The following is a 22,270-nucleotide window of genomic DNA, read 5'->3' on the forward strand; positions in this document are numbered from 1 at the left end:
TTTTAAGCAGATTTGATTTCATTAGGAAACGTTCCACTTTTCAAACTTTTCGGGCTAATCTCCTGTCTTCCACTAACAAAAACATAAAGCGGGCGTACATCTTTTATATTAGATGTACGCCCACGCTATATTAAAAACCTTATTTGTAAGATACTGCGGTAAATACAGCCGCAGCGAATTCTGCACGAGTCGCTTCTTTTCCTACACTAAATCCTGGTTTCTGAAAGACTTGTGTCTGATCAAGTGTCTTCAATGCACGAATTGCTTCTGAAGCCCAGTGACTTGTCGGGACAACATTATGATTAGATGCGATTTGTGATTTTCCCTCGATTTGACCCTGAAGATCGAATGCCCGATCGACGATAGCTGCAAGATGTGCAAGTGTCAGTTTGTCGTTAATGCCGAATTCACCTGTTCCATAACCTTGAAGGATTCCTGCTTCATTCATAGCCGCAATGTCAGCCGAAAATGGGTGATTTGGCGCGACATCCTTAAATGTCACACCAGTTGATGCTTCTAATTTAAGCTCCCGATTTATCATTGCAGCTGCTTGTCCCCGAGTAATTGAACTTTCAGGTTTGAATGTGGAGTCTCCATAGCCAGTTATAACCCCGCTTTCGTTTAGTGCAATGATTGCCTCGAAAGCAGGATGCTTTGTCGATAAATCTTTAAACACATCACTCATCTGCTCAGCAGGTGTTTCCTTAACTGATTCAACAGCTGCTTGGGTGTTTAATACACGTTTTGCCCCCGCGAATTTAGGCGCCCAATAAGGATCTGTCTTTAGATTCGCCTTCAAGACCCCACGGCTTTTCGCCGATATGAACTCGTCATTCCCTAAATAAATTCCAGTATGGGAAATACCTTTCTTGTATGTATTTGCAAAGAACACTAAATCTCCAGGTTGTAACTTGTCCTTACTAACCGCAGTTCCCACTTTGAACTGATCCGCGGATGTTCTCGGTAAGCTAATGTTGAAATTATTAAAAACATATCTTATATAACCCGAACAGTCAAATCCAGAAGGGGTTGTCCCACCGAACTTATAAGGTGTACCGTAAAACTTTTTCGCATAGGTTGCAATATCATTTGAAGTTGCCGCACTAACTTTATTTGACGATATAAATGGTATTATACTAATAAGTAACACAGCCATTAGTATTTGAATAAATCGTTTTCTCATTCTCCACCCCAACTATTTTATTGATGTCTTTTTTCGGCATCTTTATTTATCACTTCCTGTATAATTTTAGCATAATAACTATCATTTTCATTTTACAATCTCAATACATTCGCATGACAAAACTAAGGATTAATTAAGGAGAATTGGTGCAATGTTTTAGCAATTCATATTGTATCTTCGATATGCTACGCACAAAAATTCTCCTGATGTTCAATACTCTTGGAATTTCACTCCAATTTTTAACTTAACTAAACAAAAAGGTGTAACTTTAAAAACTTATAAACGTCTAAATAAATATAGGAAGGGAAACAAATGGTAATTTAACAGCCGCAAATTACCTCCCAAAAGATACAAGTAATTACGTGTCAGCTGCATATGTTCCCGATGGTGCTTGGTTAGCCCGTACAATTTCTACTAACTTAGGACTGCATAAAGTGAGCTGGTATATACAATTTAACTCCGCTGAGAAAAGTAGATATGAAGTGGCTCAATGGACTAGAATTGGCCAACATAAATTAGGACACGTATTTGGATTAGCGGACTTAAAAAATTCAATAAATCGTGCACGTTTAATGTGGTGGCAAGGTGGACAATATCAGGGACTGACTCTTAATGAAAAATATGGGTTAGCAAACATATGGGGGTATTAAAAATGGGTAGTAAAAGTAAATATATTTTAGGAGTTGTTGCTCTATCCCTGTTAGCTTTTGGATTTTACAACTTTTATAATGCATCAAGTCAAGAAATTTCAGTCAATAAAGTGAAGAACGAGTCGAGTGACAATAGTCAGACCGAAGAGAAGCCAATACTGACTATGGAAGCGACTTTTCCTTCTTATACATTTGAAGATTTAAGCCAAGAGGCCGAGTTAATTGTAGAAGGAAAACCTACAGAAATACTGGATAGTTATATGGTTAACGGGGATATTCCTTTTACCAAGTTCTCTTTTAAAGTGGATAAAGTACACAAAGGTGATATTGATTCGGCTAAAGAGATTGCATTTGTACAGGATGGAAATTCCGAATTTGTCTTTAGCGAATTTCCATTACTAGAGATTAATCAAAATTATATATTATTTTTGAAAAAAAGCGAATCAGGTAATTACGTCATAGTTGGGGGCCCGAACGGTAAATTTGATTATAAACCAGCCTTGAATATTTATGAGGCTGAAACAGGTGAAAAATTGGATGAAAATTTGAATCGAAAGTAAGATGATTGTATCTTTATGATAGTCTATCTGAACCGAAGAATGACGCTCTTAAAAAAAGACAAAGAAAAAAAGAACATAAAAAGGCGATATTTCGTTCGAATTCGAATGAAATATCGCCTTTTTAATATTGCATAAGTTTGTTTTATACGGTTGAAATGAGGAATACACAAACCATGAAATTTGTTGAACCGATTCGTGAGTTGCACAAAATCAGCAACATGAAAAAAATCCTTTTTGCTATTTTTCCATTATAAAGGACCAGCATATGGATAAGTTTACACAAAAAACGCCTAGATTTATAATCTGGACGATTTTTTATATCCACGAAATCAGAAGGTTTCAATACCCCTTAATCGCGTCTTACATATTATTTTCATTGACGGCGCTCGCCCACAATGTTCCTACTTCGTCTACTAAACAAGCAGGAGAAGAATATTACAACAGAGAGCCGGCTGCATTTAATCGAGATTATCAACAAGTTCTTTTATCGTTTTTTCATCCATCGGGCCAATAATCTTATGCTTAATTTTTCCATCCGTACCAATCATATACGTCGTCGGTATTGGCAAAATATTATAGGCATTCATTACCTCCCCATCATTATCAAGCGGAATCGGAAATGTTAGCCCATATGCATCAACAAACTTCTCAATACCTTCGAGCCCGCTCCGTTCTGCTGTCGTCAAATTGACCGCAATGATTTCTACGTTCGCAGAGTCCTTATTTTTTTCATAATAATTTTGTATATGCGGCATTTCCGCCTTGCACGGACCACACCACGATGCCCAGAAATTAAGAATAACTTTTTTTCCCTTATAATCCGTTAGCTTGATTATGTCATCTGAAAGCGTAGAAAGTTCAAAATCAGGCGGTGTATTTCCTTCTTCAAGCCCAGACTCGTACTCAATCGTTGTAGTATCCGCTCCAACAACAATCGTATCAATTGGCTCTGCTGTTTCCATATTCGACTTAACCGTCATCACAATCAACGTACCGATAATTAAAGCTGTTATGAGAAGACCAACAGTTCGTTTTTTCACAACGACCCTCCAATTCAACTGTTCTGTCATTTTCTATTATCGAGCTATTTTTTCCCTCCATAAATCTTTCAATCTACTAGCCAAGACCTTTTCAACTCGCTCACTTCTCTTTTTATGCTTTTAAAAACTTTCGTACAGACATAAAACTTCCCCACACACCAATAAATACACCCATGAATAGCATCAGTCCGTTCAATTGATAAATAAAAGGCGTCGTGCCAAGTAATTGGAAAAGTTCTCCTTGCAGTTTTGGTTCAAGAAGTACGTACAGATTGAAATAAGAAACGGTAACAATAACCATCGGTAAAATGGCGCCGAGAACACCAAGCCACATTCCTTCAAATAGGAAAGGAATTCGAACAAAACTATTTTTCGCCCCGACAAGTTTCATAATTTCAATTTCTCTTCTTCTTGCCGTAATCGTAATTCGAATCGTATTAGAGATTAAAAACGTCGCCGTCAGCAATAGCGCAATAACGAGTACAAACCCAATATTTCGACCTGTGTTCAGCACGTTAAACAACTTTTCGACTTTTCCTTTTCCGTAATTCACTTCATGCGTATAATCATACGCTTCTATTTTTTCCGCAACAGACGCAGTCTGCTGTGGTTCAGCCGCTTTCACATAAAACGCATGCCGAAGTGGATTATCTTGTTTAAATAATCCAAACTCATCTCCGTAGCCTTCAATCATATTGTCAAGCTCTTCAGTGTTAGAAGAAAACTGGACATCTAGGACGCCATCCGTTTTTCGTATCTTTTCCTCAAGGTCAGCGACTGCTACTTCATCCGCAGCGAGATCGACAATGACTTTAATTTCCACGTCTTGTTCGATACTTTCCGCCAACTGGTTCAAGTTCATCATAATGACGAGAAAGACACCAACGAGCAAAAGGGTTACGGTTACAGCACTGGCCGAAGCAAATGTCATCCACCTGTTACGCCCAAGACTTTTGAAGCTTTCCTTGAAATGTCTTCTAAGTGTTCTAGCTTTCATAGCCGTAATCACCTCCGACTTCATCACGGGTGATTAGTCCGCCTTCAATTGCAATGACCCGATGCCTCATCGTATTGACAATTTCTTTATTATGAGTAGCCATCACAATCGTCGTACCACGGGCATTAATTCGTTCAAGCATCTCCATAATCTCCCATGATGTAGCTGGGTCAAGGTTGCCTGTGGGCTCATCTGCAATAACGACTTTTGGGGTGTTAACAATTGAACGTGCAATCGATACACGTTGCTGCTCTCCGCCTGACAATTCATTCGGAAACATCCGTGACTTATGCGTAAGTCCGACAAGTCCTAGGACAACATTCACTTTTTTTCGAATTTGCTCTGGCGATTCCTCGATTACTTCAAGTGCGAATGCTATGTTTTCATATACATTTAGTTTTGGCAAAAGCTTAAAGTCTTGAAACACGACGCCGACTTTTCGACGCAAATAAGGAACCTGACTATTTCGTAGCGTCGCTAAATTAATATCATCTATGATGATGTCACCACTTGTTGGCACTTCTTCACGGTACATCATTTTTATAAATGTCGATTTTCCAGCACCACTGGGACCGACAACAAAAACAAATTCTCCACGTTTAATTTCTACATTTATGCCGTTTGATGCAACGACACCGTTCGGGTATTTCTTGTAAACCTTTTTCATTATAATCATCCTAATACCGCCTTAATATTAATCTACCTCTTTTAAACAATCATTATGTTTAAGTTTCTCCCCCACTGGTGCACTTGCGACTAATAACTATTTTTCAAGACTATCTCTCCTCCTTACAGAATTTTATTTTACTCTTTATTTATGCACTTTTAAGGGAGGAGCTAAGATAAGTTTGTAAAAGAAGAAATTGAGGGAGCCCTTAATAGCTCCAAAAGGAAGTTATCAAGGGCTCTTTGAGTAAAATTAATATTAATAACCAGGGTGTCCGGCGCCGATGCCGATTTAGAAAGCCGGAATTACTCATATTTTTAAATTTTTGACACTTCGAATATGCATGTTTATTCCTATTTAAACTAATTAAAGAACAGTGTTGAAAAAGCGATACTTCAATGTCTGATTTCGTCCTATTTAAGTAAAACTTGAGAGACAGCTTTTGCAAGTACAGCCGTTGTCCTATTTAGTTCTGCTTCATCATTTCCAATTCCACCTATTTCAACGAGCATAAGACGCTTATGAAGATCCTGATTATATTTTCCATCTACACCATGCCCTGATTTAAATACGATTTTCTTAGTTATATTTGGAACAATCTGTTCCATTTCGAGCATCAGTCTTTCAGCTAATTCCTGATTCAATTTGAAATTAGCGTGATCACCACCGATAACAAAAACGACTTGCGCAAATTTTTCTCCTTCATAAGTGGCTGTTGTCCTATCCGCTTTAAGTGAGTCTCGGTGTATGTCCAATATGATGTCGTAATCCGTATCGTTCAAGGCTTTCTGTACATATGGCCGAACAACATCATACGATTTATGATACGGAATCCTTGCTTTATTCATTTCCGCTGTAACATCAACGTCAATAATATCCGTCCCTACCCCATTAACCTCCAACTGTTTTTTTACTTTTTCACTGAGACCCATAATATTCACTTCCTGATGGGAAACAGCAATTTTCCCATCATGCTCTAAAGTGATAGGTTCAAATGCTTCATGTGAATGAGTATTGTATAAAAGGGCACGCATGTCTGTTTGTACTTCGGATTCTGTTTCGAAGATATTTGCTGCGTAAACTAATTTTCCCTCATCGGTTTGAACAACTACTCCCTCTTCAGGTGTTGTCTTCGGAATCATTTGCAAAATGATAGGGAATAAGAAGAGGATAAAAATGAGTGAGCACCAGATTTTCAACGATTTTTTCATGGACAACCCTCCGTCAACCAATATATGCAGCTTGGATATCTTAAAGTATTTAAGCTACAATAAATCGTCCAATCATCCCTAATTCCTCATGCCCTGGAATCGTACAATAAAATTCATAAATGCCAGAATCAGTTAGGGTAAATGTTAGTGTCTCCGTTTTTTCAGGTGCTGCATGTAGATGCAACATATCTTTATTTCCCCCATGATTGTGATTGGATTCCTTTATAATGCTAAAGTTGGAAGTCCGGATTTCAATGTCATGCTCAACATTATCCAGATTTGTAAGAGCTAGTGTGACTGGTTTATTTTTTTCTACAGTAATTTTATTTTTTGAGTACTTCATTTCAGCAGTTTCTATCGCAATAACTTGGCTGTTCTGATTAAATTCCTCTGTATTATTAATTGTCGGTGAGTGACCACTCTGTTGTAATTTCGAATTCACTAATTTCCCGTTCTCTTCCGCCAATGAATTTCCCGCTATCATATACACCGCGATTAAAAATGAAAGCAAGAGTGGTTTTAATAACCATCTTTTATTTTTCATTTTAGTTTTTTGGGGAGTTTTTAAAATGATGATCACAAAAATTGTACTAATGGATAGAAATAAAAATATTTGTATTAAATTGATTGACTCGCTTACATTAATCATTTCACCTAACATTGCCCCCATCATGCCGCCCATCAAGCCGGCCATTACTCCTTCTAACACAGAGAGGATTCCGAAACAAAACCCACATAAAGCACCCGCAAGTATGCCTATAACCACTGATAGTATTGTTGAAAAATATAAATCCCCTTGATAGGTTACACCTAATAGAACGCCAGCAGTCAAACCTACATTCATCCCAAAGAACATTGAAATTACCATTCCTTGCATTTTGCGAAATTTACTTTTCCAAATTATTGCTAATGTAACGACGACAAATGTTAACAAGCCAAGCGAACCTAATATAAATAATTCATAGTTCCCCATCATACCCCACCTTTTTTAAGCTATATAATATTTATGTTTACCTAGTGCAACGAAAGGTTATATACCTTATAAGGGTATGTAATATGAACATTCTAAATGACTGAGATGCGGGAATATTTATGTGTTCCATAATATGGGAGGTAAGTGAATTTTGCATAATTTCTGCATATTAAACTGGTATACTAAAATTGTATAAACTTAGAAGGGAGTAGATTGTATGTCAAATCATTCACATCATCACCACGAACCAGATAATCATCATGGAACTGACGGAGACCATAATCACAGGGATACACATTCTCATGAAGGACATCACGATCATCATGATCACCACGCACATATGGTAGAGGATTTTAAAAAGCGATTTTATATTTCCTTAATTGTGACCGTCCCTATTTTGATTCTGTCACCGATGATTCAAATGTTTCTTAATGTTGACTGGCGTTTCACTGGGGACTTGTACATTTTATTCGCATTGTCAACATTCTTATTCTTTTATGGGGGATGGCCGTTTCTGACGGGGGCCAAAGACGAACTTAAAGATAAAACCCCCGGAATGATGACTTTAATTTCCCTAGCTATTACCGTGGCATATGTTTATAGTACGGCTGCTGTGCTCGGTTTTGCAGAAAATGAGTTTTTCTGGGAACTCGCAACGCTTGTTGTTATTATGCTGCTCGGCCATTGGATTGAAATGCGTTCGGTCATGGGGGCTTCAAAAGCGTTGGAGGAACTTGCCAAACTAATGCCATCTGAAGCCCATCTTATCGGGGAAGATGGGACGGTAACGGAAGTCGATGTAACTGAATTAAAACACGGAGATCGGGTTCTAGTAAAACCCGGAGAAAAAGTACCCGTAGATGGTGAGATTCTCGAAGGTAAATCGACAATCGATGAATCAATGCTGACAGGCGAGTCAGTGCCTGTCGAAAAAGAAGCCGGTCTCGAAGCAATCGGAGGTTCTATTAACGGTGAAGGTTCCATTGTCATCTCCGTTAAGAAGATAGGTAGTGAATCCTATCTTTCGCAAGTAATTACTTTGGTAAAAGAGGCGCAAGAATCCAAGTCTAGAGCTCAGGACCTTGCGAACCGAGCTGCAAAATGGTTGTTTTACGGCGCACTTGCCGCTGGAATACTCACGTTTATCATATGGATTTCACTTGGATACCCTGTTTCATTTGCAATGGAAAGAATGGTAACTGTACTCATCATCGCTTGTCCACACGCACTAGGTCTAGCTGTTCCCCTAGTCGTGGCAGTTTCTACATCACTTGCTGCAAAAAATGGGTTGCTAATAAGAAATCGAACAGCATTTGAGGGTGCACGTAATATTGAGGCAGTTGTTTTTGATAAGACCGGGACTTTAACAAAGGGAGAATTTGGTGTCACAAATATTTACACTTACAATGGCTTCACAGAAATAGATGTCATTTTAAATGCAGCGGCTGTTGAATCCCAATCCCAGCACCCACTTGCAAAAGGAGTTATAAAAAAGGGTGAAGATATGGAAATCCCTCTTCATCCTGTGCAAGAATTCCAATCTTTGACTGGCAAGGGATTACAGGGAACTGTCAATGGAAAGCAAATTATGGTCGTCAGTCCTGGATATGTAAATGGACTAAACCTTAATTATGATCATGTCCAATTCGATGAGTGGTCTGCGGAAGGAAAAACGGTCGTTTTCACATTAATTGAAGGAAAACTTGCTGGAATGATTGCTCTTGCAGATATAGTCCGCGAAACTGCAATGGACGCAATTGCACAACTGAAAAAAATGAATATCAAATCTATCATGCTTACCGGAGATAATAAGAAAGTAGCACATTATATAGGCAAGAAGCTTAATATGGAAGAAATTATTGCAGAAGTTCTTCCGCATGAGAAATTAGAAAAAATCGAGCAGATTCAATCCGTTGAAGGCCTAAGAACCGCTATGACAGGTGACGGGGTTAACGATGCCCCTGCTCTTGCAAAAGCGGACCTCGGAATTGCCGTAGGAGCAGGGACGGATGTCGCCATCGAAACAGCAGATGTCATTCTAGTAAGGAGCAATCCACTTGATGTTGTTAATATCATCAAGCTTTCAAGGGCAACTTACCGTAAAACGATCCAGAACCTATGGTGGGCTGCTGGTTATAATATCGCCGCAATTCCTTTGGCTGCCGGTGCTTTATATTCTATAGGAATTGTTCTAAGCCCGGCCGTTGGTGCGGTATTAATGTCTTTAAGTACGGTAATTGTCGCAATTAACGCCAAACTTCTAAAGCTATAATGATTCAATATTGTTTTGATACAGCACCAATGTTGGATTGAAATAACGTCATCAAATCCTACCGACAATAATTTATTAAACAGGTTTCCCACATTTTAGTAAATACTGATACCCTCTTATTCAAGACGTTATTAGTATTTACTTATTAAGTGGAACGAGGCACTTGCGCGACTCATACATAAAAAGTACCCGTGAATTAAAGTTACCAGTATCGTTGGAACGATATTATTACGTAAGAAAGGATGATCATAGTGGAGAAAAACACACTAATCCAAAGACAATTGCATGAACTAGAATGTATGGAGAATTGTGATTCAGAGGAACTGTTGGTGGAATTAACAAGAAATCAACAAAAAATTAAAACAAATTCTGAATTATACTATAATGAAAAATTAGATAACATCTGGATTGAACATTATTATTGTGATATTCCTTCTAATCCTGCAACCTCTAGCCAACTACTTAGGGAATTACAAAATTTAGTAAAGAAAACTCATAAAAATATGTACCCATATTATATAAGTAAAGATCAGTACCTGTATCCATGGGTAGATCTTCAACCAAATGGACAACTTAAAAGCATTTACTCCGGAATTCAGAAAAATCCTCAAAAAGTTATCGAAGAAGAATTCACAACCATTCAAAGAAGGTTCGAACATTATCGAAAACTCATGATTAGTCAAATGGACTCTAGTAAGAATATTAAAAGACGAGTTCAAAAAATTTCAAATCAACATAAATTTAATGCTGAACACGTTGTTCCCCAATCTTGGTTCAAAGCAAGAGAACCAATGAAAGGGGATTTGCATAATTTATTTACTTGTGAGCCCAAATGTAATAGTGTTCGATCAAACTTCCCGTATTACGAATTCGAATCAAAAACAGACTCAAGAAGGACTCGCAATCACTGTGGATTGTATGAAATGGGGCGTTTTGAACCAGAGCATGGAAAAGGTACCGCCGCTCGTGCAACTCTTTACTTTTTATTACGTTACCCTAGAAAAATAGTAAAAAGATATAAAAAGAGAATCAATATTCCATTATTATTTCGATGGCATGAGCAATTTCCCGTTACTAATTATGAAAAGCATAGAAATCAAGCTATTTTTGAAATTCAAGGAAACCGAAATCCTTTCATCGATATTCCTGATTTGGCGAAAAAAATAGGTTTTCTATAACAAATGAAGCTATAAAGCCTCCGATATAATCAACACACGAGCATATAAATCCGATTTTTCATGTGGTATATCTAAAAAGGCTATTGGTTGTGCCATCGTTGCAATTGCTTAGGCTGCCATTGCTTCATATTCTATCGGTGATGTTCTAAGTCCAGCTATTGGAGCGATATGTCTTTAAGTACGGTAATTGTCGCAATCAATACTAAACTCCTAAAATTTTGGGCGTGCGTGTGAAAACTTTAATTCAAATAATAGAATACGCATTGGGGTAGTTTCTCTTTATCCCGATGCGTATCTTTTTTATTCCAAGTCTACTATTTAAAACTGATATTTTAAGTCACACTACTTAACAAAATGTTGATCAGATTTCTATGTCGCCTTAATCCCTTCCTATAATATATTTTGGACCGTTTCCTTTCTCCGCATCTCCTCTTATTTATCTTGATATGTGAGTTCTATTTTTTTAATATATCGCCTTACGATAAAAATGATAATCACAAAAACAATTGTGACGAAGGACACAAGCTGTGCCGCCCGAAGTTCACCGACGACATATAAGCTATCCGTCCGCATCCCTTCGATGAAGAACCGCCCAATGGAATACCAAACGAGGTAAAACAAGAACATTTCGCCGCGCTTTAAGTTCACTCTGCGCAACAAAATAATGATGATAAGCCCCACAAGGTTCCATAGCGATTCATAAAGGAATGTCGGATGATACGTTACGCCTTCAATCGTCATTTGATTCATGATCCAATCCGGAATAATTGTCGTCTCAAGAAACTTTTCCGAAACGGGGCCACCGTGCGCTTCTTGGTTCATGAAATTGCCCCAACGGCCGATTATTTGGCCAATCAGAAGCCCAGCAGCAGCAATGTCGACTATTTTCCAGAAAGAAATGCCCCGGCGTTTAGTATAAACATACGTCGTAATAAATGCACCGATCAGCGCACCATGGATAGCGATGCCACCTTCCCAAATTTGAATGATTTGCCCTGGGTTTTCTTTGTAATAATCCCAGGAGAAGATGACATAGTAGATCCGTGCACTGATGATTGCAATCGGAATCGCCCAAATAAGTAGATCCGTCAGAAAATCTTGATGCAGCCCACGTTTCACCATTTCCTTCTGGACAACAATAAATGCAAGGACTATACCGAGTGCGATTAGAATCCCATACCAACGGATCCCTATGGGTCCAAGTGAAAATGCGACCGGATTAATTGTAAGTAGATTAATCATGTATCAACCTCTCTCCTCCCGATTTGATTTATCTAAGGCGTGCCTTTGTCATGCGTATGAATGCAGTCCCGCAATAATCAAGTTAACAGCAATTAAGTTGAACATAATGATGATAAACCCTATAACCGCAAGCCACGCTGATTTCTTACCTTCCCACCCACGCGAGAGCCGTAGATGAAGATAAGCTGCATAGAATAGCCATGTAATAAGTGCCCATACTTCTTTCGGGTCCCATCCCCAAAATCTGGACCACGCTTCATGTGCCCAAATCATTGCGAAAATAAGCGCCCCAAGTGTGAAAACTGGGAATCCGATTAAGACGGAACGATAACCAATTTCGTCCATAACTTGAGAATTTGCCTTTTTCGCAAACGGCTGGAACAATGTTGCAACTGGACGACGTAAAATCAGTCTAAGCAACAAATAAAGTACAATGCCCGTTGCGACCGACCATACGAATGTCGTGAGCGTCTTCGCATTAACAATTGCAGGCATTTCCGCAAGTGGCGTCATTTTTTCTGGCGTAAGCGATTCGTACTCATTCATCCCGAATAACGGAGGATAGTTATATACAATTTGTGCTTGTTGTTCATTTTGATTAATATAGGTGAATTTCGCTTCATATCCTATAACAGCAAATGTTGAAGAAGATAAGATGAAACCAACAACAAGAATTAGTGTGAATATAACCGATTCCAACCAGAATCGTTGTTTTGACTTTTTCGTCAAGTCGATATTTTTCAACAAAAACACGAGACCTGCAACTGCACTGATTGCGAGAATCGCTTCACCGATTGCAGCAGTAATAACATGAACCGTCAACCAGTAACTTTGTAATGCTGGAATGAGTGGTGAAAGTTCCCTCGGAAACATACTTGCATAGCCAATGATGATGACTGCAAGTGGCAACGCGAACAAGCCAAGCGATGGCGTTCTGTAAATGAAAAACAATAAGATGAACGCCCCAACAATCATCATTCCAAATGCAGTCGTAAACTCAAACATATTACTAACAGGTGCCTGTCCGTGTCCCGTAGCTATCCAACGTAAAATAAAGTATCCCAAATGCGATATGAATCCAATGATTGTAATTACAATCGCAATATTTCCCCATCGGTTGTTTTGATGGGTTGCTTCCGAATTTGTACCTTTTACCGCCCCACCAAAAAACATCGTAGCAACAAGATAAGCAATAAATGAGACGAGAAGCAAATTAGCACTTAAAGACGCAAGTTCCATTATAGGTTGTCCCCTTTCACTTCATCTGAACTGGACTCAGCATCTTGCCTATCTTCGTACAGTGGCAAGTTTGCAAAATCTTTCACCTTATCCAGATCCTTTTTTAACCCAAACCAGTTTTTATTTGTATGGCCGGCAAGGACTAGTTCATCGCCTTCACCTTTTTGAATCCATATTCTCCTATGATTCCAATAAGATCCTTGAGCGACTCCAATCATAAAAATAATTCCTCCAAGAAGTAAAATATATAATGTCTTGTCTTTACGGATTACGAGTCCGGTAACATCACGTGTTTCAGCACTGAGAAACGTTGCTTTGTAATCATTTAATTCCGTTTCAACGGTTTCACGTATCGCAACAAAACTCATTTCACCGTCTGGCTTGGCTGGTGTCACCATTTTGAAGAAAAATGCAGGGTTGTTCGGTATCGGTGTCTTTGATTTCGGTTTACCGTCTTCAAAACCATCGTAATCCGCATAATAATCCTTCAATTCCACATACGTACCTTCTCCTAGATGATAAATCGGTTCGGGGTTGATAAGGTCAACAGTGAATTCCCCAAGTGATGTCTCCGATGCTTTTTCTGTTAGTTGGAAAGTCATCGATTTAAGTTCATCAAGACGATAATCCATTTGAAAAACGTTAAAACCATCAAAGTTAAGTGGTTTATTGACGATGATTGAATAATCTTTGACTAATTCTAATTGTTCGGACTCACCTGGAAGCCCGCCTTCTGCTTCTTTATATAACGTGACATCTGACTGATAATTACTCACGATTGTTCCGACTCGATCTATCGCCTGACTAAACACAGCATCTTCTTCTTTAGAGTAAGTATCAAGAATGAATTGATTGTTCTTTAAATAGTATCCCGGCGCACCAGGGATAGCACGCGTCTCTCCTTCACGAAGCCATAGTGCTTCATCAACATAAAATCCTGGAAGACCCCGCAGTAGAACACCAAGAAGGAAAATGATTAACCCAGTATGGTTGACGTATGGACCCCACCTTGAAAATCGACCTCTTTCTGCTAAAATCGCCCCATCTTCCGTTTTCACATTGTAACGAAGCGCTTTTAGTTTCTCTTCTGCTTTTGCCATCGACATATCCGTATCTTCAACTGTTCCTAAACCGTAAATCCGTTGTCTTCTCATGAATGAGACATGGCGCTTCGTGCGTTGCTTTTTCAATGATTTGTATAAAGGGACAACTCTATCAATACTGGCGATGATGATGGAAATCGCAAGCATTCCAACTAGCGTAATGAACCACCAGCTATTGTACATGTCATAAAATCCAAGTTTATAATAGAGGGTTCCTGCAAAACCATAATGCTTTTCGTAATATGCTAAGATATCTACCTCAGTAGTTGCCGGAACAAATAGCTTTTGCGGAAATAGTGTTCCAATTGCCGAAGTTGCTAGAACAGCAACAATAATACTAACACCTATCTTAACGCTAGAGAAAAAGTTCCAAATTTTATCGATAATAGATCTTTTATAGGTTTGTGATCTTCTTGCAGAGCCTTCATATCTCATGTCGATAAGCTTACTTTTTTTCGCTTCTTCTGTTTGTGGTCTTCCACACCGTTCACAAAGTACTGCGCCAAATGGATTTTCGTGCCCGCATTGGCATGTAATTTTGCTCATTTTGAATGGACTCCTTCATCATTTATAATATTTATGGATTAAAGTATTTATAGCATTACATCAAAACTCCATAAATTCTCCTGGATTTAATTTTACATAATAAATATGCAGTATTAGTGCAAAGCATAAGACGAGTATGTGAACGACTTTAATCAAGACCATCTTATTTATAATTCCTTCAGCAATATATAAAAGTCCATAGAAAAAAGCCCGTACAATGCGACGGACTTAAAATGTGAGCTATTACATAATTGACTGTACCTTTTATAATGCAATAAAAACCAATTATCCTTAGAGCTAATTTCATCAGAATCCCATAAACCCGCCAAAAAATGGGCTAATCCATATAATGATGTAGGTTAAACCATCGAAGAAAAGGAGAATACCGAGTGCAATCATTAAGTAGCCCCCGACTTTCGTTATTGTTCGGCTATATTTTTGGATCCATTTAACGCGAGTGATAAAAATTGAAAGCAGGAAAAATGGAATTGCAAACCCTAAAACATAGACAAGCATATACCACATACCAGACCCCGGATTTTGTGCGGCCATCATGAAAACAGCTCCCGTGATAGGTCCAGTACATGGAGTCCATCCCGCTGCAAATGCAAGTCCTATAAGGAATGTGCCAAAATAACCGGCCGGTCGATTCTTAAATTGTAATTTCTTCTCCTTCATAAGAAACTTAGGCGTAAAGAAACCTAAAATCATCAAACCAAAGATGACAATAAAAATCGCACCTATCTGACGGAGTAAATCTTGATACTGATAAAAAAACGTACCGACAAGCGATGAGCTATAACCGAGAAAAATGAAGATAACCGAAAAACCGACTAGGAAAACAATCGTATGGAGGATTCCACTTTTCCGAGACTTCCCTTTATCCGTGTTCATCTCATCAAGTGACATTCCCGTTATATAAGATATAAAAGCTGGATATAACGGAAGTGTGCACGGGGATATAAAATTTAAAAGACCAGCGCCAAATGCAAGAAACAAGTTCAAATCTGCCAACATCTATATTAATCTCCTCTCTGCCGAATACCCAAAAGTTGTAGACAATTTCCCGCTTGCCCAGTGCAAGAAACTTTATTGATCAAATTCCCCAATAAGTGATGGTATCTGCTATTCCTATGATGATAAGGATAGCACCAGCCAAACGTTGCACAATTCTTCCTGCCTTCATGCTTTTCTTCATAATGAGTCGCTTCGCATCAAAGAGCCATATTAAAAGAAATAGGACAATGAGCGGAAGCGATGTTGCCACACCGAAAACAACGGGCAAGACAAGACCATAGGAAGTAGTCACAACCAAGGGCATAAGCCAAACGAAAAAAAGTACAAACATAGTTGGACAGAAGGCAAGCGAAAAACTTGCGCCCAACATAAAAGAACCTAACTTCCCATTCCGTAGACGCATAGGAATGCGCATCGTTATTTTTTGAAGGAATCCTAGCTTAAGGATACCAAGCAAAACAAGACCGGTAATGATAATAAGCGGACCTATCACTTTACGGAACAATGGAAAGTATTCTGTTAATGAATTTTCGAATGATTCTCCAAAGAACCATACGAATAGTCCAAGAAAACTGAACACGACTACTTTCCCAATAATAAAGGCCACAATTTCTCCCATGTCATTCTTCATTTGAATGGTACGGTTTCCATATAAAGTAATTGCGCTCATATTGCCTGTAAGCTGGCAAGGAGCGACAGCCCCAATCAAGCCCAAAAGAAGCGCAACCACAAGAGGATATTGTTCAAAGGAATTTATAAGAATGGTAACGGGTTCAGTTATTATTTGACTGATTTTCGACATCAATCCATACATTCAGTAAGCACCGTCCATTTTCTTATTTCATCAATTCACTATCTTCAGCAAGTGTATTCCAATTGGCCCCTTCATCCATTGTCAAGAAAATATCATTATTATACGTTGCGATGACAATCTCTTTTTCATCCTCCGGATTAACTGCAATAAAAACGATAGGACTCATTTTTTCATCGGGAAGTTGAATCGACATTTCTTGATCGTTCCCAAATGAGAATGATTGGAGTTGTACCGTTTCATTTTCATAGCTCGAATAGTACCCACCATTTTCAGTCAAAGTTACAGCTAGAACCATTTTCGCATCGTTAAAAAGTGCAAAATTTTCGCCGTAGTCACTCGAAAGGAATATACCATCTTTACTTCCGATGGCAATCATCTCTTTCTGTGATGGATGAGCAGCCAAATTCGAGATGAATTCCGAGTTGAATTCATTCATAGAAGCCTCACTCCAAGTGGCTCCTTCATCCAAAGTATAATGAAGTCCCCCTGTCATCTCTTCCGTTGGCATTTCATTCAGTACATAGATAGCGTTTGAATCATAACCTGCCGCAAGATAGTGAAAATCAATTTCTCCATAGAATGCTAATTGTTCAAAGCTAGCACCCCGATCCGTACTTTTGACAAGACCAAGTGGATTTTTATAGTCAGATCCTGGCTCTGGATGACCACTTGAGAAAAAACCTTCACGTATGGCTTGGAAACCCATATAATCGTGCTTTTCGCTGTTTGCTTCTTTCCAACCTTCTTCATCATATTCATAAAGGCCATCATGAGTAGAAATTACAATTTTTGGCCCCCCATTTATATATCCCAAGCCATGTAAGTGTTCAAATTTACTATTTTCCACTTTTTCAAAAGCATACGGTTCACTTTCTTTGCTACAAGCCGAGATAACGATGAGCAGTGATAACAATCCAGCGACAATTCTCATTTTTTTCATCATGATATTTCTCCTTTAATTCCACTTATATCCAATTCCCCATACTGTCTTTAAAAATTCATCAATGGGAAATCCGGTAGTTTTTAATTTATCTCTCAGGTTACGTATATGCGAGTCCACTGTCCGGATATCCGTGTACGTGTTATAATCCCATGCAGCATGTAATAATTGTTCCCGTGTATAAGTCTTTGTTGGCCGTGAGATCAAAGCTTCAACAATAAAAAACTCTTTTAGCTTCAGCGGCACTTTCAAGTTCCTAAATTGTAATGAATAAGTTTCTTTATCTAGCCTAAAGTCACCATAAATAATCATTTCTGTCTCTTTTTCTTCCTTGGGAAAACGGCGCAACAGTGCATTTACCCTTGCCGACAATTCTCGTTCATCAAAAGGTTTTGTAATATAATCGTCAGCGCCGCTCTCTAGTCCTTTTACCAAATCAAGCTTATCGGTCCTAGCCGTCAACATGATGACAGGGACATCAGAAAACTCGCGGATTTTTTCGCACACCTCCCAACCATCCATTTCCGGCATCATAATATCCAAAAGTACAAGACTAACTTTCTCCTTCTTAAGTATTCCTAGCGCCTTCTGTCCACTTGTCTCTTTGATACATTTGAAGCCATGGGGAATTAGAAATAATTCAATGAGATCTAACATCCTTTGCTCATCATCAATTAGTAAGATTGTTCTCATGTAGGCGTATAACCCTCCTCATATTATGATGGTGAACGTACTACCTCTTCCTAGGCTACTTTCCACTTCAATGCTTCCATTGTGGGCATCGACAAGTTCTTTTACGATTGCCAGACCAATACCTGATCCACCTGATGAACGAGAGCGTGATTTTTCCACTCGATAAAGTTTTTCGAAAATGAACGGGGTCTCTTCGGACGGGATTCCGATTCCGAAATCCGCAACGGAAATGGCTACTTTCTTCCCTTTCTTGAAAACCTTTATTGTGACTACCGATTGCTCTATTGAATATTTCAAAGCATTATCAAGTAAGTTCAAAATTATTTGCTCTAATCTCAAAGGATCTGCATGGATTTCGAAATCCTCTTCACAAATTACCTCTAGGCTCAGTTTCTTCAAATTAAAAGAAGGTCCAACAAGCTGGAGGATATCCTCAAAGAACGGACATACCTTAAAATATTCCTTCGATACTGTGAAAGTATTTTCATCCATTTTCGCTAAATCCAATAAATTTTTAACAAGTTCTTTCATACGGTCCGACTCTTCTGCGATAATTTCAAGATAATGTTTACGATCCTTCTCATTTACCCCTTGTCTCATAGCCACTTTCGAATAGCCGATTAAGTACGTCAATGGCGTACTTAATTCATGGGCAATTGAGGCTAAGAACTCATTACGTTCCGTTTTTAATCGCTCCAAGTCGTTCGCAAGCTTTTGAATAGAACCTGACAATTCGCCAAGCTCATCATTCCCAATAAACGGAAGGCTTACATCAAAATCTCCTTCGCTCAATTTCTCCGTCGCTTCCTTCATTCGGATTAATGGACGTGTAAGGAATTTGGAAAGAGCAGCGTAAATAATAAGTAAAACGACTATACTCGTCACACCTGCCAAACCAAAATACATGTTCAACTTACCGACTAACTGTTCAATTGGACGTGTACTTTGAAACATGATTATATAACCTGAATGGCTTGAATCTACTTTATATGGATGTGCACTAATGATATATGGCAACCCTTCCCAGTCCGAAGCTAGAATCTGATCGTTCTTCAAATCAATATCTTTTGCTGTAGGAAGGTATTTTTCCAGTACCTCTTCGTTTTCTTTTGAGCTTTGAATGATATCGCCTTGGCTATCTGTAATTATGACTTCCCGATCCCCGTCTTTTTCCATCAATACAATATGTTCCATTGTTGTATCTGAATAATGTTCGATAAGTACATCCCGATGATTTGAGCCCACTGCCAATAATCGAGAGAACTCCTCGTCGATCCGTGAATGAATGATATTCTGATGGAGGTATCCAATAAGAGATATTTCCATGATTAGTACAGCAATGAAAAAATAAGCAGTTAGCTTGGTAGAGATTCTGTTCAATTGAACATTCGCCCCTCTCCTGAAATTTAGTATAAAGAACAATTATGAAATAAATATGCAGAAACGACTGAATTTGACGAAAAGAAATGATTCTATCTACAATCATGGCAGCTTTGTGACTGCATAGTTTTTTGATAGATCTTTAGTATAATAATAATCGTGAATAAAAACAGTCTAGGTATAGTGTTCATATCCTGCAAGTACTCGAAGGGAGCAACCGGAAGTTGAATAACAAAAAGAAGAGCCGTTTCATGATGCGGTTAATTGTTTTAATCGTATTGACAAGTGCTATTGTGTTTACAATATACAATAGCGTAACAAAAGAAAAACATGATGTATTAAAAATTGGAGATGATGCGCCTGATTTCGCGTTAGTCGACTTAAACGGTGAAAGCCATCAACTCTCTGATTATAAAGGTCAAGGCGTCTTCCTAAACTTTTGGGGGACTTGGTGTGCACCGTGTAAAAAGGAAATGCCTGCGATGGGTCGACAATATGAGGTTTATAAAGATCAAGGGGTTCAAATATTGGCTGTCAATATCGCAGAGTCTGACTTGAAAGTTCGAACATTCGCCGAACAATATGGAATGATTTTCCCTACTTTAATTGATACAACAAAAAGTGTGATGCAAGCATATAATGTTAAACCGCTTCCCACTACTCTCCTTATCAATCCAGAAGGCAAGATTGTAAAGATTATAACAGGCGAAATGTCCGAAGAAGACATTAAAGGATATATGGAGCAAATAAAGCCTATTTAAAACAGACATAAATCTATTCAGATATTGTCACGGGGTATTAATCGAGTAGGAGGGAGTGATTAACTCCCGACCTCTCACACCACCGTACGTACCGTTCGGTATACGGCGGTTCAATTAAGATTGATGACGCAAAGTTTCATAACGAGATACTAGACTTTTGAGCCCTCGGGAACTCCAATAGGAGTTCCCGAGGGTTCTGTGTAGTATGGGACTTTTCGAGATTCTCCAGTAACTTTTGCGAGTGTTTCCCCATTCATAAGCTTTCTCCTTCGGAGCGCCTAATCCCATAAGTTTCCTCACTTTGGTACTGGGTTTCTTCCAGTTCTTCCATATACACATGCGCAATCTTCTTCTTATCCACGAATCGAATTTACTAAATACACTGGGTGTATCTGCTAAGGAGAAATATCCGCACCACCCCATCAAGTATTGATTAAGCTTCTTAATCCGATACTCTAGGGGAAAAGGTTTCTTTCTGGATGTAATCCCTCGAATCTTATTCTTCATGCGCTTGAAACTCTGTTTGGCAATTCGAACCTTCGGGATTTTACCATTAGTAAAGCTAAATCCAAGAAATTTTCTCTTCCAAGGGCGGTCTACTTCGGACTTGTCCCCATTCACTTTCAACTTCAGTTTTCCTTCAATAAATGAACGAACAGAATTCATCACGCGATATCCTGCTTTCTTTGTTTTCACATAGATATTGCAGTCATCTGCATAGCGTACAAATAAGTGACCTCTTCTTTCCAATTCCGTGTCTAGTTCGTCTAGAACTATATTGGATAATAAGGGGCTTAGGGGACCACCTTGCGGTGTACCTTCTTCACTATTTGTCACCACACCATTTATCATGATGCCTGATTTCAGATAGCTACGGATTAACTTCAGTAGACGCTTATCTTCAATTCGTTTCGCGAGTGTTCCCATAAGACGATCATGGTTCACTTTGTCGAAGAATTTCTCTAAGTCTATATCGACTACCCACCGGTTCCCTTCTGTTAAATACCCTTTCGCTTTTCTGACCGCATCATGAGCACTTCGTTTTGGACGAAATCCATAACTATGGTCTGAAAACGTTGGATCATATATAGAAGTGAGTACCTGGGCAATAGCTTGTTGAATGAATCGATCCATCACAGTAGGGATACCTAATAGGCGCACGCCACCGTCAGGTTTCGGGATTTCGACCCTGCGGACTGGTTGCGGTTCATAGGTTCCCTCTAGAAGTTTCCTTTTCATGGAATCCCAGTGTTGTACGATATGCGTTCGTAGGTTTTGTACAGGCATTTCATCCACACCGTGACTACCTTTATTACGTTCCACCCGTTTGAGGGCAGATAGTAGATTCTCCCGTGATACGATTCGTTCCATCAACATTCGATACGCCTCTTCCCGTAAACAACCGTTCTTCTTATGCCAGCTCTGCTCCACCATCTTGAAGTCCCCCATGGAATTCACCATTTCCTTCTTCAAGTATGCCTGTAAGGTTATCTGTGTTCATCACAGTGTACTGAATGCCAAGATGTTGTTCTCTCTTAATTGTTCAGCCCTTCCCATTCTTCTCGAGATAGAAATGGTACTATGGCTTCTGCTGACTTCTGACTGTTCAACTATCCATCACTGAATAGCTTACCAAGTGTACTTGGCGTATCAGTCAGACCTCCCCAGGTAAGAACGTAGTCTTTCCCTCCATCTATCTGCTTCATTTACTAGATACAACCTTCGGCAGAAAGGGCTTTGTTTTGTTTCGCAAACTCACCCAATTGTACCTAGCCTTATATGAAGTTCGTGTTCCTCAGACCGG

19 protein-coding genes are annotated in these 22,270 nt (G+C 38.9%); 4 read left to right on the forward strand and 15 right to left on the reverse strand.

The window, feature by feature from the left end; translation table 11 throughout:
- Positions 1 to 139: 139 nt before the first annotated feature.
- Positions 140 to 1,183, reverse strand: coding sequence for a C40 family peptidase (locus CSV60_RS08055; protein WP_099636603.1), 1,044 nt, complete (start codon positions 1,181 to 1,183; stop codon positions 140 to 142).
- 652 nt (positions 1,184 to 1,835) lie between these two features.
- Here CSV60_RS08055 and CSV60_RS08065 point away from each other — a divergent pair.
- Positions 1,836 to 2,393: a hypothetical protein gene (locus CSV60_RS08065; RefSeq protein ID WP_099636605.1), complete on the forward strand. Its 558-nt coding sequence runs from the start codon at positions 1,836 to 1,838 to the stop codon at positions 2,391 to 2,393.
- 458 nt (positions 2,394 to 2,851) lie between these two features.
- Here the strand turns inward: CSV60_RS08065 and CSV60_RS08070 are convergent, their stop codons facing one another.
- The 5 genes from CSV60_RS08070 to CSV60_RS08090 all read right to left on the reverse strand — a co-directional run bounded on the left by CSV60_RS08070 (position 2,852) and on the right by CSV60_RS08090 (position 7,281).
- The gene (locus CSV60_RS08070) at positions 2,852 to 3,433 is read right to left on the reverse strand and encodes a redoxin domain-containing protein (protein WP_099636606.1); all 582 of its coding nucleotides are present in this window, start codon (positions 3,431 to 3,433) and stop codon (positions 2,852 to 2,854) included.
- 112 nt (positions 3,434 to 3,545) lie between these two features.
- Positions 3,546 to 4,430: a permease-like cell division protein FtsX gene (ftsX, locus tag CSV60_RS08075; protein WP_099636607.1), complete on the reverse strand. Its 885-nt coding sequence runs from the start codon at positions 4,428 to 4,430 to the stop codon at positions 3,546 to 3,548.
- A complete protein-coding gene (gene ftsE, locus CSV60_RS08080) occupies positions 4,420 to 5,106 on the reverse strand; it encodes a cell division ATP-binding protein FtsE (RefSeq protein ID WP_099636608.1) in 687 nt (228 codons plus the stop codon). The genes ftsX and ftsE overlap by 11 nt, the downstream gene beginning before the upstream one ends.
- Before the next feature lie 404 nt (positions 5,107 to 5,510).
- Positions 5,511 to 6,308, reverse strand: coding sequence for a stage II sporulation protein P (gene spoIIP, locus CSV60_RS08085; RefSeq protein WP_099636609.1), 798 nt, complete (start codon positions 6,306 to 6,308; stop codon positions 5,511 to 5,513).
- 49 nt (positions 6,309 to 6,357) lie between these two features.
- On the reverse strand, positions 6,358 to 7,281 hold the full coding sequence (locus tag CSV60_RS08090; protein WP_233189573.1) for a plastocyanin/azurin family copper-binding protein: 924 nt from the start codon (positions 7,279 to 7,281) through the stop codon (positions 6,358 to 6,360).
- 217 nt (positions 7,282 to 7,498) lie between these two features.
- Here CSV60_RS08090 and CSV60_RS08095 point away from each other — a divergent pair, with 217 nt between their 5' ends.
- A complete protein-coding gene (locus CSV60_RS08095; protein ID WP_099636611.1) occupies positions 7,499 to 9,553 on the forward strand; it encodes a copper-translocating P-type ATPase in 2,055 nt (684 codons plus the stop codon).
- A gap of 251 nt (positions 9,554 to 9,804) precedes the next feature.
- Positions 9,805 to 10,731 (forward strand): endonuclease I family protein, encoded by a 927-nt coding sequence (locus CSV60_RS08100; protein ID WP_233189574.1) that lies wholly within the window; start codon positions 9,805 to 9,807, stop codon positions 10,729 to 10,731.
- A gap of 432 nt (positions 10,732 to 11,163) precedes the next feature.
- On the opposite strand, the gene lgt is transcribed toward CSV60_RS08100, so the two are convergent.
- The 8 genes from lgt to CSV60_RS08140 form a co-directional block, all read right to left on the reverse strand.
- Complete coding sequence (lgt, locus tag CSV60_RS08105; protein WP_099636613.1) at positions 11,164 to 11,973, reverse strand: prolipoprotein diacylglyceryl transferase; 810 nt, start codon at positions 11,971 to 11,973, stop codon at positions 11,164 to 11,166.
- A 48-nt stretch (positions 11,974 to 12,021) separates the two neighbouring features.
- Complete coding sequence (gene ccsB / locus CSV60_RS08110; RefSeq protein WP_099636614.1) at positions 12,022 to 13,212, reverse strand: c-type cytochrome biogenesis protein CcsB; 1,191 nt, start codon at positions 13,210 to 13,212, stop codon at positions 12,022 to 12,024.
- The gene (resB, locus tag CSV60_RS08115; RefSeq protein WP_099636615.1) at positions 13,212 to 14,861 is read right to left on the reverse strand and encodes a cytochrome c biogenesis protein ResB; all 1,650 of its coding nucleotides are present in this window, start codon (positions 14,859 to 14,861) and stop codon (positions 13,212 to 13,214) included. Before resB ends, ccsB begins: the two co-directional genes overlap by 1 nt.
- 306 nt (positions 14,862 to 15,167) lie before the next feature.
- Positions 15,168 to 15,878, reverse strand: coding sequence for a cytochrome c biogenesis CcdA family protein (locus tag CSV60_RS08120; RefSeq protein ID WP_099636616.1), 711 nt, complete (start codon positions 15,876 to 15,878; stop codon positions 15,168 to 15,170).
- 79 nt (positions 15,879 to 15,957) lie between these two features.
- Positions 15,958 to 16,692, reverse strand: coding sequence for an urease accessory protein UreH domain-containing protein (locus CSV60_RS08125; RefSeq protein WP_099636617.1), 735 nt, complete (start codon positions 16,690 to 16,692; stop codon positions 15,958 to 15,960).
- 22 nt (positions 16,693 to 16,714) lie between these two features.
- Positions 16,715 to 17,635, reverse strand: a complete 921-nt coding sequence (locus CSV60_RS08130) for a F510_1955 family glycosylhydrolase (RefSeq protein WP_199175257.1) — start codon at positions 17,633 to 17,635, stop codon at positions 16,715 to 16,717.
- 12 nt (positions 17,636 to 17,647) lie between these two features.
- A complete protein-coding gene (locus tag CSV60_RS08135) occupies positions 17,648 to 18,325 on the reverse strand; it encodes a response regulator transcription factor (protein ID WP_099636618.1) in 678 nt (225 codons plus the stop codon).
- A gap of 18 nt (positions 18,326 to 18,343) precedes the next feature.
- Positions 18,344 to 19,705: a HAMP domain-containing sensor histidine kinase gene (locus CSV60_RS08140; protein WP_199175258.1), complete on the reverse strand. Its 1,362-nt coding sequence runs from the start codon at positions 19,703 to 19,705 to the stop codon at positions 18,344 to 18,346.
- Between the two features lie 224 nt (positions 19,706 to 19,929).
- Between CSV60_RS08140 and resA the strand changes: the two genes are divergently transcribed.
- Positions 19,930 to 20,466: a thiol-disulfide oxidoreductase ResA gene (gene resA / locus CSV60_RS08145; protein ID WP_099636620.1), complete on the forward strand. Its 537-nt coding sequence runs from the start codon at positions 19,930 to 19,932 to the stop codon at positions 20,464 to 20,466.
- A gap of 114 nt (positions 20,467 to 20,580) precedes the next feature.
- Here resA and ltrA read toward each other — a convergent pair whose 3' ends face one another.
- Positions 20,581 to 21,843 carry a group II intron reverse transcriptase/maturase gene (gene ltrA, locus CSV60_RS08150; RefSeq protein WP_099636645.1) on the reverse strand — a complete coding sequence of 421 codons (1,263 nt, stop codon included), beginning with the start codon at positions 21,841 to 21,843 and terminating at the stop codon, positions 20,581 to 20,583.
- Positions 21,844 to 22,270: the final 427 nt, after the last annotated feature.

The sequence above is a fragment of the Sporosarcina sp. P7 genome (genome assembly GCF_002743425.1).
Lineage (GTDB): Bacteria > Bacillota > Bacilli > Bacillales_A > Planococcaceae > Sporosarcina.

Coding starts and splice junctions, on each gene's coding strand:
- CSV60_RS08055 (WP_099636603.1), bottom strand. CDS start 1,183: ATGAGAAAACGATTTATTCAAATACTAATGGCTGTGTTACTTATTAGT.
- CSV60_RS08065 (WP_099636605.1), top strand. CDS start 1,836: ATGGGTAGTAAAAGTAAATATATTTTAGGAGTTGTTGCTCTATCCCTG.
- ftsX (WP_099636607.1), bottom strand. CDS start 4,430: ATGAAAGCTAGAACACTTAGAAGACATTTCAAGGAAAGCTTCAAAAGT.
- ftsE (WP_099636608.1), bottom strand. CDS start 5,106: ATGATTATAATGAAAAAGGTTTACAAGAAATACCCGAACGGTGTCGTT.
- spoIIP (WP_099636609.1), bottom strand. CDS start 6,308: ATGAAAAAATCGTTGAAAATCTGGTGCTCACTCATTTTTATCCTCTTC.
- CSV60_RS08090 (WP_233189573.1), bottom strand. CDS start 7,281: ATGGGGAACTATGAATTATTTATATTAGGTTCGCTTGGCTTGTTAACA.
- CSV60_RS08095 (WP_099636611.1), top strand. CDS start 7,499: ATGTCAAATCATTCACATCATCACCACGAACCAGATAATCATCATGGA.
- lgt (WP_099636613.1), bottom strand. CDS start 11,973: ATGATTAATCTACTTACAATTAATCCGGTCGCATTTTCACTTGGACCC.
- ccsB (WP_099636614.1), bottom strand. CDS start 13,212: ATGGAACTTGCGTCTTTAAGTGCTAATTTGCTTCTCGTCTCATTTATT.
- resB (WP_099636615.1), bottom strand. CDS start 14,861: ATGAGCAAAATTACATGCCAATGCGGGCACGAAAATCCATTTGGCGCA.
- CSV60_RS08120 (WP_099636616.1), bottom strand. CDS start 15,878: ATGTTGGCAGATTTGAACTTGTTTCTTGCATTTGGCGCTGGTCTTTTA.
- CSV60_RS08125 (WP_099636617.1), bottom strand. CDS start 16,692: ATGTATGGATTGATGTCGAAAATCAGTCAAATAATAACTGAACCCGTT.
- CSV60_RS08130 (WP_199175257.1), bottom strand. CDS start 17,635: ATGATGAAAAAAATGAGAATTGTCGCTGGATTGTTATCACTGCTCATC.
- CSV60_RS08135 (WP_099636618.1), bottom strand. CDS start 18,325: ATGAGAACAATCTTACTAATTGATGATGAGCAAAGGATGTTAGATCTC.
- ltrA (WP_099636645.1), bottom strand. CDS start 21,843: ATGTTGATGGAACGAATCGTATCACGGGAGAATCTACTATCTGCCCTC.